Below are 13,748 nucleotides of genomic sequence, written 5' to 3'. Positions count from 1 at the left end.
TCAGACGTTCCGGAAGCGGTTGATGGCGTCCAGGTGCTTGGCGCGCAGTTCGTGGTCGCGGACGCCGAGTCCTTCTTCGGGGGCGAGGGCGAGGACGCCGACCTTGCCCTGGTGGAGGTTCTTGTGGACGTCGTAGGCGGCCTGGCCGGTCTCCTCGAGGGAGTAGACCTTGGAGAGGGTGGGGTGGATCTTGCCCTTGGCGATGAGGCGGTTGGCCTCCCAGGCTTCGCGGTAGTTGGCGAAGTGGGAGCCGATGATGCTCTTGAGGCTCATCCACAGGTAGCGGTTGTCGTATTCGTGGGTGTAGCCGCTGGTGGAGGCGCAGGTGACGATGGTGCCGCCCTTGCGGGTGACGAAGACGGAGGCGCCGAAGGTTTCGCGGCCGGGGTGTTCGAAGACGATGTCGACGTCCTCGCCGCCGGTGAGTTCGCGGATGCGCTTGCCGAAGCGCTTCCATTCGCGGGGGTCCTGGGTGGTGTCGTCCTTCCAGAACTTGTAGCCCTCGGCCTTGCGGTCGATGATGGCCTCGGCGCCCATCTTGCGGCAGATCTCGGCCTTGTCCTCGCTGGAGACGACGCAGATGGGGTTGGCGCCGCCGGCCAGGGCGAACTGGGTGGCGTAGGAGCCCAGGCCGCCGCTGGCGCCCCAGATGAGGACGTTGTCGCCCTGCTTCATGCCGGCGCCGTTGCGGGAGACGAGCTGGCGGTAGGCGGTGGAGTTGACCAGGCCGGGTGCGGCGGCCTCCTCCCAGCTGAGGTGGTCGGGCTTGGGCATCAGCTGGTTGGACTTGACCAGCGCGATCTCCGCCAGCCCGCCGAAGTTCGTCTCGAAGCCCCAGATCCGCTGCTCAGGGTCGAGCATGGTGTCGTTGTGCCCGTCGGAGGACTCCAACTCCACGGACAGGCAGTGCGCCACGACCTCGTCGCCCGCGTGCCAGGCGTTCACTCCCGGACCCGTACGCAGCACCACACCGGCGAGGTCGGAGCCGATCACGTGGTACGGCAGGTCATGGCGCTTGGTCAGCTCCGAGAGGCGGCCGTACCGCTCCAGGAACCCGAAGGTCGACACCGGCTCGAAGATCGAGGTCCACACCGAGTTGTAGTTGACCGAGGAGGCCATCACGGCCACCAGGGCCTCGCCCGGGCCCAGCTCGGGCAGCGGGACCTCGTCGAGGTGCAGGGACTTGCGCGGGTCCTTCTCGCTCGAGTCCAGGCCCGAGAACATCTCCTGCTCGTCCTTGTGCACGGTCACCGCGCGGTAGGACTCGGGCAGCGGCAGAGCGGCGAAATCGGCGGCCTTGGCGTCCTGCGATTGGATCGCGTCCAGGATGTCCTTCACGGTGTTGCCTCCAGGGGTCCCCCCGGGCCGAGCCGGGGAGAGAAGCGCGTCTTGGGGGTTTGAGGGAAATCCCCGGGATGTACGGGGCGGTACTGCTGTGGAGGTGTGCCGTCGGTTCGGCGGGTGGTGCCGGCAGCGCCTGGTGGGCGCGTGATGTCGAGTTGCCTGTGACGCAGGCGCCCGGGCGCGCAGGCCTGAGGGGGCTTGCGGGGACAGCCGGCGTACGAAGGTGCGCTGCACGCCGGCCGCCCGGACACTCTCAACGTATGGCACCGCGTGCCAGGTGACAAGACACTGCGTGCCAGCAATTTCTCTCAGGCGTCATCTGGATGTAACAAGTGAGCGATCATCGATCGAAAAGCGCCGGATTCCGTGCGAAGCGGACGCTTGCCTCGATGATCGCGGATGTGCCGGTGCGCGGCGAGCCGGGGCCACCGGGGCCGCCCCGGGCGCCGAAGCGGAAGCGCCGCAGACGCGCAGGCGCGGGCGCCCGGAATGCCGAACGCGGCCCCCGGAACGCCGAAGCGGCCGCTGCCGGCTTCGGGTGCCGGGAGCGGCCACTTCGGGGTGGGAGTGCGGGAGGGCGCCGCCGCAGGGGTCAGGTGCGTTCGCGCAGCGCCTTCTCGATGGTGCGCATGACCTCGTCCAGCGGGGCGTCGGTACGGGCCACCGCCACCAGGACGTCCCCGGCCGGGTTGACCGAGGCGGGCGGCGGTGCCTCCTCCTCGGCGGTGCGACCGGCGCCTATGCCCATGCCGAAGGTGCGGCGCACGATCGCGAAGGCGTGGTCGAGCTGCGCCTCCACATCGCCCTGGCCGTCGGCGCGCAGCCAGCGGCGCAGTACGTGGTTGTGGGCGGTGACCACCGCGGAGGCCGCCACCTCGGCGAGCAGCGGGTCGTCGTTGCCGTCGCGGTGGTCCTGCTCGTCGAAGTGGCCGAGCAGATAGCGGGTGAACAGGCGCTCGTAGCGGGCCACCGAGGCGATCTCGGCCTCGCGCAGCGTCGGCACCTCGCGGGTGAGCTTGTAGCGGGCGACGGACAGCTCGGGCCGCGCCGCGTACATCCGCATGACCTCCTTGATCCCGCGGCACACGGTGTCGAGCGGATGCTCGTGCGCCGGGGCGGCGTTGAGCACCGACTCCGCCCGGATCAGGGTGTCGTCGTGGTCGGGGAAGATCGCCTCTTCCTTGGAGCGGAAGTGCCGGAAGAAGGTCCGCCGGGCGACCCCGGCCGCGGCGGCGATCTCGTCGACCGTCGTCGCCTCGTACCCCTTGGTGGCGAACAGCTCCATCGCCGCGGCGGCGAGCTCCCGGCGCATCTTGAGTTTCTGCGCCGCGGCCCGGCCGAGGGCGGAACGCTCCGGAGCCTCGGGGGAACTCGTCGTACGCGGGGACTTGGCGGACTGCGGCATGCCACGAACGTACTGCATGTGGGGGGTCTCACGCGCATGCCCCGGGCCCCCGCCGCCCCGGGTGGGCGGCGGGTTCCCCGCGGGTCCGAGGAGTCCGCCCCAGTCTGTCGCTTCCGTACGCTCTTCCCGGCCCGCCTCAGCGCCGGGCATATTCGCGGAAGCCGCGGCCGGTCTTGCGGCCGAGGCAGCCCGCCGCCACCAGGTGCTCCAGGAGGGGCGCCGGGGCGAGGCCGGGGTCGCGGAACTCGGCGTGCAGCACCCGCTCGATGGCGAGCGAGACGTCCAGGCCGACCACGTCGAGGAGTTCGAAGGGGCCCATCGGGTAGCCGCCGCCGAGCTTCATCGCGGTGTCGATGTCGTCCAGGCTGGCGTAGTGCTCCTCCAGCATCTTCACCGCGTTGTTCAGGTACGGGAAGAGCAGCGCGTTCACGATGAAGCCGGCCCGGTCGCCGCAGTCCACCGGGTGCTTGCGGATCCGCGCGCAGACCTCGCGGACCGTGGTGTGCACCTCGTCCTGGGTGAGGACGGTGCGCACCACCTCGACCAGCTTCATGGCGGGGGCCGGGTTGAAGAAGTGCATGCCGATGACGTCCTGCGGGCGCGAGGTGGCGCGGGCGCAGGCGACCACCGGCAGCGAGGAGGTGGTGGTGGCGAGCACCGCGCCCGGCTTGCAGATCTTGTCCAGCTGGGAGAAGAGCTGCTGCTTGATCTCCAGGTCCTCGGCGATGGCCTCCACCGCGAGGTCGACCTCGGCGAAGGAGTCGTAGGAACCGGACGGCGTGATCCTGGCCAGCGTCTCGGCGGCCTTCTCCGCGCTGAGCCTGCCCTTGTCGACAGAGCGCTGGAGCGACTTGCCGATACGGGCCTTGGCCTTCTCCGCCTTCTCCTCGCTGCGGGCCGCGAGCACCACGGTGAAGCCGGACTTGGCGAAGACCTCGGCGATGCCGGAGGCCATGGTGCCCGAACCGGCCACGCCCACCGACTCCACGGTGCGGCCGCGCGCGCCCTGGGCGTCCTGCCCCGGGGTGAGGGCGTCCGCGACGACGGCGGCGGAGCCCGCGGCCTCGTAGGTGTAGAAGCCGCGCCCGGACTTGCGGCCGGTCAGGCCCGCCTCGCTGAGCTGCTTGAGGATCGGGGCGGGGGCGTGCAGCCGGTCGTGCGAGGCCTGGTACATGGCCTCGAGGACGGTGCGCGCGGTGTCGACGCCGATGAGGTCGAGCAGTTCGAGCGGCCCCATCGGCAGTCCGCAGCCGAGTTTCATCGCGGCGTCGATGTCCTCGCGGGAGGCGTAGTTGGCCTCGTACATCGCGGCCGCCTGGTTGAGGTAGCCGAAGAGCAGTCCGTCGGCGATGAAGCCGGGGCGGTCGCCCGCGGTCACCGGGTCCTTGCCGAGCGCGGCCACCAGGGAGGTCACCGCGGCGGCGGGCGCGGGCCCGGTCAGCACCGTGGAGACCACCTCGACCAGCTTCATGGCGGGCGCCGGGTTGAAGAAGTGCAGCCCGAGCACGCGCTCGGGGTGCTCGGTGTCGGCGGCGAGACGGGTCACGGACAGGGCGTTGGTGCCGGTGGCCAGGACCGTGTCCGGCCGCACGATGCGGTCCAGGGCGCGGAAGATCTGCTGCTTGATCTCGTACGACTCCGGGGCCACCTCGATGACCAGGTCGGCCTCGGCGGCGGCCTGGAGGTCGGTGAAGGTGCGGAAGCGGGCGAGGACGTCGCCGCGCTCCTGCTCGCTCAGGCGCTCGCGCTCCACGGCCCGGGCGGTCGAGGCCTCAAGGGCGGCCACGGCCTTGGTGGCGGCGGCCTGGCTGACGTCGATGCCGATGACCTCGCGGCCTGCGCGGGCCAGCACCTCGGCGATGCCGGAGCCCATGGTGCCGAGGCCGACGACGGCGACGGTCTTGAGGGAGAGCGGGGGGAGGTCGGACAGAGGAGAGGCCATCGCGGGACTCCAGACAATGAGTGACGACTGAGAGGGTTCGCGGCGCGCAAAAGGGGGCCGCGCAGGGCAATCGCTGCCTCGCCGGCCGCGCCCGAAGGCGCCCGGCAAGGAGAGTCGACCGGCCCTGTCCCGGGGCCGCGTCGTAGAGGTACCGAAGTACCGAACCGACAGGCACTCGCGGTGGCTGCGTCACCAGGCCACCTGAGCGAGCGGGGAGGTTGTCCCGCTCGAATGAGCTTAACTCGTGGGTAACGAGCGCGCCAGGGCGCAACTCATTCCTGTGTGTGACCTGTATCGCGGACCGCGAAACCCCTAAAGTCGAGTCGTGGACAAGGAGTTACGGGCCCTCACGGAGCGTCTGCGCGTCGAGGCGCGCGGTTCCGGAGGCTACGAGGAACTGCTCGGCACCGCCGACCACGAGGCGCTCGCGGCGGTGCTCACCGTGCCCGGGCAGCCCCTGTGGGCGCGCGAGCTCGCCGCCTTCCGGCTGGGCAGCGCCGGGGACAACCGCGCCTTCGAGGCCCTGGTGCTGCTGCTCAACCACCGGGATCCGGAGCGCTGCGCCACCGCCGCCGAGGCGCTGGCCCGGCTCGGGGACCCGCGCACCGCCCGCGCCGCCGCGGCGCTCGCGACCAACTCCCTGCGCACCGCCTACGCCCTCCACCCGGTACGGCTGCTGACCGCGCTGCGCGCCCCCGAGTCGGTGCCCGCCCTGATCAGCACCCTGGAGCGGCTGCTCACTCCGCACGAGATCCACTGGCGGGTCGCCCTCGCCTGCGTGGAGGGCCTCGGCGCGCTGGGCGACCCACGGGCCCGCCCGGTCCTGACCGCCGCGACCGGCCACCCCCGGCTGGCCGCCGCCTCCGCCGCGGCACTGGCACGATTGGGGAGTTGAGCGGTGCCGGGGCCTTCCGTCATCGGGCGTACGAGAGCGTCCATGGCGGGAGCCTAGGCGGGCGTCCGGGCCCGCCGCCCCCGGGGTGCGAGCCGCTGCGGGAGCGCATTGTCAGTGGTGTGCGTCACAGTTGGGGGAGGAGCGGGCGCCGTGCCGGACGTCCGTGCCCGACCGAGGGGTCCCACCATGACGTATGCCATCCAGGCCGAAGGGCTGACCAAGAGGTTCAAGGAGACACAGGCGCTCGCGGGCGTCGACCTGGCGGCGCGCACGGGCTCGGTGCTCGGCCTCCTCGGGCCGAACGGCGCGGGCAAGACGACCGCGGTCCGGGTCTTCGCCACCCTGATCCGGCCGGACGGCGGCCGGGCCTTCGTCGCGGGGCACGACGTGGTGCGCGATCCCGGCCGGGTGCGCGCCGCGATCGGGCTCACCGGGCAGTACGCCGCGGTCGACGAGAACCTCACCGGCACCGAGAACCTGCTGATGATCGGGCGCCTGCTCGGCATGCCCCGCCGCGAGGCGAAGGCCCGCGCCGCCGAACTCCTGGAACGCTTCCAGCTCAGTGACGCCGCCGGACGGGCCGCCAAGACCTTCTCCGGCGGGATGCGCCGCCGCCTCGACCTCGCCGCCAGCCTGGTCGGCCGCCCGCAGATCCTCTTCCTCGACGAGCCGACCACCGGCCTCGACCCGCACAGCCGCGGCGAGGTCTGGGACATGCTCCGCGGCCTGGTCGCCGAGGGCGTCACCGCGCTGCTGACCACCCAGTACCTGGAGGAGGCCGACAAGCTGGCCCACGACGTGGTGGTCATCGACAAGGGCCGCGTCATCGCGGAGGGCACCCCCGACGAGCTGAAGTCGGCGATCGGCGGCCAGGTCCTGCAACTGCGGCCGGTGCACGCGGCGGACCTGCCCGCGGTGCACGCCATGGTCGCCGAGACCGCGGGGGAGGACACCCAGTCCGAGGGCGAGCTGATCACCGTGCCGGTGAAGGACCCGGCCGTGATGCCCGCCATCGTGCGCCGCCTCGACAGCGCCGGGATCGCGGTGAGCGAGCTGGCGCTGCGCCGCTCCTCCCTCGACGAGGTCTTCCTCGCCCTGACGGGCCACCGGGCCGAGGAGCCGAAGGAGGCGGAGGAGGGCGACTCGCCCGAGGACGCCGGCTTCGAGCGGGTGGGGAGCACCTCATGACCGCGGGATCAATCACCGCGCCCCTCGCCAAGAGCGGCCGGGTGCGCGCCGGGGCGGGGATCCGGCAGACGGCCACCATGGCCTGGCGGAGCCTGGTGAACGTCAAGCACAACCCGCTCGAACTGGTCGACTACAGCATCACGCCGATCATGTTCGTCTTCCTCTTCACCTATGTCTTCGGCGGGCAGATGGCGGGCAGCCCCAAGGAGTACCTGCAGTACGCGCTGCCGGGGATCATCGTGCAGAACACCCTGTTCATGAGCATGTACACCGCGATGTCGCTCAACAGCGACCTCACCAAGGGCGTCTTCGACCGGCTCCGCAGCCTGCCGATCGCCCGGGCCGCCCCGCTCCTCGGCCGCATCACCGCCGACCTCGCCAAGCAGCTGTGGGCGATGCTCCTCATGCTCGGCCTCGGCGCCCTCCTCGGCTTCCGCCTCACCGGCGGCTTCGCCGGATTCGTGGGCGCGGCGCTGCTGCTGATGGTCTTCGCCGGGGCGGTGGCCTGGAGCGCGGTCCTGATCGGCATGCTGGCCGGGGACCCGGAGAAGGTGCAGGTCTTCGCCTTCGTGGTGATCTTCCCGCTCACCTTCACCAGCAGCGCCTTCGTCCGGGTCGAGACGATGCCGGGCTGGTTGCAGGCCTGGGTCGACATCAACCCGGTCACCCATCTCTCGGACGCCTTCCGCGGGTTGCTCGTCGGCGGCGGGGTCGCCGAGCCGGTGCTGTGGTCCCTGGTCTGGGCGGCGGCGATCGCGGCGGTCTTCATCCCGCTGTCCATGCGGGCCTACCGGGCGCGTACGTGAGGAGGCGGCGGTCGTCCGCGGTGGTCGTCCGTCCTGAAGAGCCCCGCGGGGCCGCACCGCCCGGCAGGCGGTACGACCCCGCGGTCTCGGGAGGCCCGGTGGATCTCAGGGACGGGAGCCGAGCAGCCCGTGCAGCGCGATCCCGCGGGTGGCCGCCTTCTTCGTCTGCTGCGGCTCGGGGTCCGGCTGCCGGGCGCAGACCGCGTCCGCCGGGCCCTCGCCCCGCGGCACCTTGCCGGACTCCAGGTATCGGCTCAGGTACCCGTCCAGGCAGTCGCTGCCGCTCAGCGTGATGCCGTGGTTGCCGCCGCCGTCCTCGACCACGAAGCTGGAGCGCTTCAGCGAGCGGTGCAGGGTGGCGCCGCCCTCGTACGGGGTCGCGGCGTCGTCGGTGGCCTGGAAGAGCAGCACCGGTGGCAGCTTGTCGTTGGACACGTCGGGGCGGGTCAGCGACTTGGTCGGCCAGAAGGCGCAGGGGGCGTTGTACCAGGCGTTGTTCCAGGTGGAGAAGGGGGCCTTGCGGTGCACCGCCCAGTTGTCCTCGCGCCAGGTGTTCCACTCGCGCGGCCAGTGCGCGTCCCGGCACTGCACCGCGGCGTAGACGCTGTAGCCGTTGTCGCCCGCCGCGTCCACGGCGCCCAGCTCCTGGTAGGCCTTGACCAGCGGCTTGGTCTCGCCCTTCTTCGTATAGGCGGTGAAGGCCTCGGCGAGCTGCGGCCAGTAGCCGTTGTAGTAGCCGCCGGGCAGGAAGGTGTCCTCCAGCTCCCCGGCGCCGACCTTGCCGCCCGCGGGCTTGCGGGTCACCTCCTGGCGCATGCGCTCCCAGCGGGCGCCGATCTTCTCGGGGTCCCTGCCGAGCCGGTAGGTGGCGTCATGGCGCGCCATCCAGGCGAGGAAGGCCTCGTGGCGGGTGTTGAAGGCGAGGTCCTGGTCGAGGTTGTCGCGGTACCAGACGCCGGTCGGGTCCACGATCGAGTCGAGGGCCATCCGGCGCACCCGGTCCGGGTGGAGCTTGGCGTAGACCGCCCCGAGGTAGGTCCCGTAGGAGTAGCCGAAGTAGTTGATCTTCGAAGCGCCCAGGGCCCGGCGGATGTCGTCCATGTCGCGTGCGGCGCTGAGCGTGTCGATGTACGGCAGCACGTCCGCGTACTTCTTGCCGCAGGCCTCGGCGAAGCCGCGCGCCCGGTCCAGGTTGGCGTACTCCGCCTCGGCGCTGTCCGGGATGCTCGGCGGGCGTACCGGGTCGAAGTGGCCGGGGGAGCAGTCGAGGGCGGGGGAGCTCTTGCCGACCCCGCGCGGATCGAAGCCGATGACGTCGTACTGGGCGGCGACCTTCTTCGGCAGCCCGGACGCCACGAAACCGGCGAGGTTCAGCCCGCTGCCGCCCGGCCCGCCCGGGTTCACCAGGAGCGGTCCCTGCGAGGTGGCGGCCGTGTGCGGGACGCGGGAGAGGGCGAGGGTGATCTGCCGTCCCTGGGGGCGGCTGTGGTCGAGCGGGACCTTGAGCGAGGAGCACTGGAGCGTGGGGTACGTCTTGGTGCCGCACTTCTTCCAGCTGAGCCCCGCGGGCGCCGCCGGTTCCGCGCTCGCGGCGTGCGGTACGGCCGAGAGCATCCCGGCGACTACCGCGGCGGCACCGCACAGCGCGGCTGCGCGCTTGTTCATATGGCCTCCCGAGGTGGGGGGTTCGGGGCCGCGGTCACGACCCCCGCCCGCATCGTCGCGGAAAGGGCGGCCTGAAGAGCGTCTTATGTCATGAAATGAAGAGAGTTGAACCGGATGGCGGAACACCGGACGCGCCGCCGGTCCGCCGCCCGCCTCAGAGCAGGGTGAGCTGGGTGGCCTCGGCGTGGGGCGGCTCCGCCTGCGGCGGCACCACCGGCAGTCGGCGCGTGGTGCCCGGGCGGCTCGGGCCGATCCCGAACTCCTCGGCCAGTTCGTGCACCTGACGGGTGATCCGGCGCTGGTACCACTTGGGGGCGTAGGCGCCCTCCGCGTACAGCCGCTCGTAGCGCCGCACCAGATGCGGGTGGTGGTGGGCGAGCCAGCTCATGTACCACTCGCGCGCGCCGGGCCGCAGATGCAGCACCAGCGGGGTCACCGAGGTGGCGCCGGAGGCGGCGATCGCCCGTACCGTCGCGCGCAACTGGTCGGGGTGGTCGCCGAGGAAGGGGATCACCGGCGCCATCAGGACCCCGCAGCCGATGCCGTGCTCGGTGAGGGTGCGGACGACGCCGAGGCGCCGTTCGGGCGCGGGGGTGCCCGGCTCCACGGTGCGCCACAGCTCCCGGTCGGTGAAGCCCACCGAGACCGAGATGCCGACCTCGCACACCCGCGCCGCCTGCCGCAGCAGGTCGAGGTCGCGCAGGATCAGGGTCCCCTTGGTGAGGATGGAGAAGGGGTTCGCATGGTCGCCGAGCGCGGAGATGATGCCCGGCATCAGGTGGTAGCGGCCCTCGGCGCGCTGGTAGCAGTCGACATTGGTGCCCATCGCGATGTGCTCGCCCTGCCAGCGCGGGGAGGCGAGCTGACGGCGCAGCAGCTCGGGGGCGTTGACCTTGACCACGATCTGGCTGTCGAAGTCCAGCCCGGTGTCCAGGTCGAGATAGCTGTGCGTCTTGCGGGCGAAGCAGTACACGCAGGCGTGCGAGCAGCCGCGGTAGGGGTTCACCGTCCACTCGAAGGGCATCCGGGACGCCCCGGGCACCCGGTTGACGATCGAGCGCGCCCGTACCTCGTGGAAGGTGATCCCGCGGAACTCCGGGGTGTCGAAGGTGCGGGTGGTCACCGCGTCCGCGCCGAACAGGGCGGCGTCGCGTGCCCGGCCCGTTCCGTCCGCTGCCAGGTTCTCCCAGCGCATGTGGCCTCCTCGGTAGCTCTGCCGAGAGAATAGAACAAACGTTCCCATGATCGTGCGACCCCGGTTTGGGGCTCGTGTCGTCCCAGTGGTTGGCTTGCCGCGACTTCCGAGCAACTCACCCCTGGAGGAACAGCAATGGCGCAGGTCGAGGCCACCACGCAGCGCACTCTTTCGGCAGAGCCCGACGACGTCTTCCGCGCCCTCGCGGACTACTCCGGCACCCGCGAGTCGCTCCTTCCCGAGCAGTACAGCGAGTACGAGGTCCGCGAGGGCGGCACCGGCGAGGGCACCCTCGTCCACTGGCGGCTCCAGGCCACCAGCAAGCGGGTGCGCGACTGCCTGCTCGACGTCACCGAGCCCGCCGGGGGCGAACTCGTCGAGAAGGACCGCAACTCCTCGATGGTCACCACCTGGCGCGTCACCCCCGCGGGCGAGGGCCGCTCCCGGGTCGTCGTCAGCTCGGTGTGGAACGGCACCGGCGGGATCGGCGGCTTCTTCGAGCGGACCTTCGCGCCCAAGGGCCTCAACCGGATCCACGACGAGATCCTGGCCAAGCTCGCGGTGGCCGCCGAGAAGTGAGCCCCGGGGTGCCGCGGGCGGCAACTCGCCCGCGGCGCCCGGCTCTTCGGAGCTTCCCGGCAGGCCCCGGCCCCTCACCGGTTCGGGTGGTTCTCCCGCCCGGCGCTCTGCCGCCCCGCAAGCCCCCCACCGGCACCGATGCGCTCCGGCGCACGGAGCGGTGCAACTCGTCGCGCTTGCTTGCAGTTGTCGCGTAATGCGAGAAATGGGCGGCCAGGCGCGACGAGGGGAGCAGCTACGTGGGCCAGACCATGCTGGTGGAGAGTGCCGAGGGGGAGGCGCCGCCGTCCGCGCGGGCGCCGCGGGAGCCGGCCGCACCGCCGCCGGGGACCCCCGCCCACGGCCTCGGGCCCCGCCAGGTCCGGCTGGTCTTCCTCGGCCTGATGCTGGCGCTGCTGCTCGCGGCCCTCGACCAGATGATCGTGGCCACCGCCCTGCCCAAGATCGTCGGCGAACTGCACGGCCTGGACAAGATGTCCTGGGCCATCACCTCGTACCTGCTCACCTCGACCATCGGCCTGCCGGTCTACGGGAAACTCGGCGACCTCTTCGGGCGCAAGCGGGTCTTCCAGTTCGCCATCGCGGTCTTCGTCATCGGCTCCGCGCTCGCCGGGTGGTCGCGCACGATGGACCAGCTGATCGCCTTCCGCGCGCTCCAGGGCGTCGGCGCGGGCGGGCTGATGATCGGCGTGCAGGCGATCATCGCGGACATCGTCCCGCCCCGCGAACGCGGCCGCTTCATGGGCCTGATCGGGGCGGCCTTCGGCGTCGCCTCGGTCGCCGGACCGCTGCTCGGCGGCTTCTTCACCGACCACGCGAGCTGGCGGTGGTGCTTCTACATCAACGTCCCCTTCGGCGTGGTGACCTTCGCCGTCGTCAGCGTCGTCCTCAAACTGCCGCGGCCCCGGGTGAAGCCGCGCCTCGACGTCCTCGGCATCCTCCTGATCGCGGCGCTCTCCAGCTGCCTGGTCCTGCTGACCAGCTGGGGCGGCACCGAGTACGACTGGGACTCCCGCGTCATCCTCGGCCTCGGCGCCGGGGCCCTCGTCTCGGTCCTGCTCTTCCTGCTGGCCGAGCGCTTCGCCGCCGAACCGCTCATCCCGCTGCGGCTGTTCAGGGACCCGGTGTTCTGCCTGACCGGCCTGATCGGCATGGTCGTCGGCGTCGCGCTCTTCGGCGCCGCCAGCTATCTGCCCACCTTCCTGCAGATGGTGGACGGGGTGAGCGCCACCGAATCGGGACTGCTGATGCTGCCGATGATGGCGGGCATCGTCGTCGCCTCCATCGTCTCCGGGCAGCTCATCAGCCGTACCGGGCGCTACAAGGTCTATCCGCTGCTCGGCTCGCTGCTGTCGGTCATCGGGATGTGGCTGCTCTCCGGGCTCGGCTCCGGGACCTCCCGACTCGCCTACAGCGTCTGGATGGCGGTGCTCGGCGCGGGCATCGGCCTGGTCATGCCGGTGCTCGTGCTCGCGGTGCAGAACTCCGTACGGCCCCTCGACCTGGGCACGGCCACCAGCGCCAACAACTACTTCCGCCAGATCGGCGGCAGCGTGGGCGCCGCCATCTTCGGCACCCTCTTCGCCGACCGGCTGGCCGACAGCCTGGCCGAGCGGCTGCCCGCACAGGCGGACCTGCCCGACCCCGAGTCGATCACCCCGGGTCTGGTGCACTCGCTGCCCGCCCCGGTGCGGGACGCCTATATCGAGGCCTACGCGGACGCCATGCCGCGGATCTTCCTCTACCTGGTGCCGGTGCTCGCCCTCGGCCTCCTCATCGCCTTCTTCCTCAAGGAGAAACCGCTGGTGTCCCACCACAGCCCGGCCGCCGACGCCACCGCCGCCGACTCCGCCGGGGTCCCCCCGGCCCGCACCTCGCCGCTCGCCGGCTCCCCGGTCTGCGGCAGCCTGCGGCACAACGACGGCACCGCGGTCCCGCACGCGGCGCTCACCCTCATCGACGTCACGGGGCGTCAGATCGGACGCGGCGCCAGCGCCGAGGACGGGCGGTACGCGCTGTCCACGCCGGGCGCGGGCACCTATGTGCTGATCGCCGCGGCGGGCGGGCACCAGCCGCAGGCCGTCTCGGTCACCGTGGGGGAGCGGCCCGTCGAACTCGACCTGGTGCTCGGCGGCGCCGGACGGCTCGCGGGCACCGTGCTCACCGCGGACGGCGCCCGGGTACGGGACGCCACCGTGACCCTGACCAACGCGCACGGCGAGGTGGTGGCCAGCACCCGCACCGCGGCGGAGGGCGGCTACGCGCTCGGCGAGCTGGTGGCCGGTGAGTACACCCTCGCGGCCAGCGCCCCCGCCTTCCGCCCGGCCGCGCTCCCGGTGACCGTGCAGGCCGCCCGCGAGACCCGCCAGGACATCGAGCTGGCGGGCGGCGCCGTGCTGCGCGGCACGGTGCGCGGCACCGGCGGCAGGCCCGTGGAGGACGCCCGGGTCACCCTGCTCGACGCCGCGGGCAATGTCGTCGACACCCTCACCACGGGAGCCGACGGGGTGTTCCGCTTCACCGACCTCTCCTCGGGCGAGTACACCGTGATCGCCGCCGGGTATCCGCCGGTCGCCACCGTCCTCCGGATGGCCGGAGGCGGCCGTACGGAGCGGGATGTGCAACTGGGGCACGAGGACTGACACGGCCTGGCGCCCGGCCGCCGGGGCGGCGCCGGGGGTGGCGGCGTCCTGGCTGGTCACGGCGGTCGGCGGGGACGCGGACCGGTC

The 13,748-nt window shown here is 71.9% G+C and carries 10 protein-coding genes; 5 read left to right on the top strand and 5 right to left on the bottom strand.

Annotated features, from left to right (window positions below):
* The 3 genes from ccrA to MID12_RS01415 form a co-directional block, all read right to left on the bottom strand.
* Entirely contained in the window at positions 1 to 1,338 is a 1,338-nt protein-coding gene (gene ccrA / locus MID12_RS01425) for a crotonyl-CoA carboxylase/reductase (RefSeq protein ID WP_263164315.1), read from the bottom strand.
* 598 nt (positions 1,339 to 1,936) lie between these two features.
* The gene (locus MID12_RS01420; protein WP_040246205.1) at positions 1,937 to 2,749 is read right to left on the bottom strand and encodes a TetR family transcriptional regulator; all 813 of its coding nucleotides are present in this window, start codon (positions 2,747 to 2,749) and stop codon (positions 1,937 to 1,939) included.
* Positions 2,750 to 2,885: 136 nt separating this feature from the next.
* Positions 2,886 to 4,691 (bottom strand): 3-hydroxyacyl-CoA dehydrogenase family protein, encoded by a 1,806-nt coding sequence (locus MID12_RS01415; RefSeq protein WP_040246204.1) that lies wholly within the window; start codon positions 4,689 to 4,691, stop codon positions 2,886 to 2,888.
* Positions 4,692 to 5,016: 325 nt separating this feature from the next.
* Between MID12_RS01415 and MID12_RS01410 the strand changes: the two genes are divergently transcribed.
* The 3 genes from MID12_RS01410 (at position 5,017) to MID12_RS01400 (ending at position 7,580) form a co-directional block, all read left to right on the top strand.
* Positions 5,017 to 5,586 carry a HEAT repeat domain-containing protein gene (locus tag MID12_RS01410; protein ID WP_040246201.1) on the top strand — a complete coding sequence of 190 codons (570 nt, stop codon included), beginning with the start codon at positions 5,017 to 5,019 and terminating at the stop codon, positions 5,584 to 5,586.
* Between the two features lie 186 nt (positions 5,587 to 5,772).
* On the top strand, positions 5,773 to 6,774 hold the full coding sequence (locus MID12_RS01405; protein WP_263164312.1) for an ATP-binding cassette domain-containing protein: 1,002 nt from the start codon (positions 5,773 to 5,775) through the stop codon (positions 6,772 to 6,774).
* Positions 6,771 to 7,580 carry an ABC transporter permease gene (locus MID12_RS01400; RefSeq protein ID WP_263164309.1) on the top strand — a complete coding sequence of 270 codons (810 nt, stop codon included), beginning with the start codon at positions 6,771 to 6,773 and terminating at the stop codon, positions 7,578 to 7,580. Before MID12_RS01405 ends, MID12_RS01400 begins: the two co-directional genes overlap by 4 nt.
* Before the next feature lie 105 nt (positions 7,581 to 7,685).
* On the opposite strand, the gene MID12_RS01395 is transcribed toward MID12_RS01400, so the two are convergent.
* Together MID12_RS01395 and MID12_RS01390 are read right to left on the bottom strand one after the other, a co-directional pair.
* Positions 7,686 to 9,245, bottom strand: a complete 1,560-nt coding sequence (locus MID12_RS01395; protein ID WP_263164308.1) for an alpha/beta hydrolase — start codon at positions 9,243 to 9,245, stop codon at positions 7,686 to 7,688.
* Positions 9,246 to 9,399: 154 nt separating this feature from the next.
* Positions 9,400 to 10,440, bottom strand: coding sequence for an Rv2578c family radical SAM protein (locus MID12_RS01390; protein WP_263164306.1), 1,041 nt, complete (start codon positions 10,438 to 10,440; stop codon positions 9,400 to 9,402).
* A 135-nt stretch (positions 10,441 to 10,575) separates the two neighbouring features.
* On the opposite strand from MID12_RS01390, the gene MID12_RS01385 reads away from it, so the two are divergent.
* Together MID12_RS01385 and MID12_RS01380 are read left to right on the top strand one after the other, a co-directional pair.
* Positions 10,576 to 11,019, top strand: coding sequence for an SRPBCC family protein (locus MID12_RS01385; RefSeq protein WP_040246195.1), 444 nt, complete (start codon positions 10,576 to 10,578; stop codon positions 11,017 to 11,019).
* Between the two features lie 251 nt (positions 11,020 to 11,270).
* Positions 11,271 to 13,661 (top strand): MFS transporter, encoded by a 2,391-nt coding sequence (locus MID12_RS01380; protein ID WP_317633415.1) that lies wholly within the window; start codon positions 11,271 to 11,273, stop codon positions 13,659 to 13,661.
* Positions 13,662 to 13,748: the final 87 nt, after the last annotated feature.

It is taken from the genome of Streptomyces sp. SCSIO ZS0520, assembly GCF_025643355.1.
Classification (GTDB): Bacteria; Actinomycetota; Actinomycetes; order Streptomycetales; family Streptomycetaceae; genus Streptomyces; species Streptomyces physcomitrii.
Note: the sequence above shows the minus strand (reverse complement) of the source record. Positions and strands in the feature narration are given on the sequence as shown.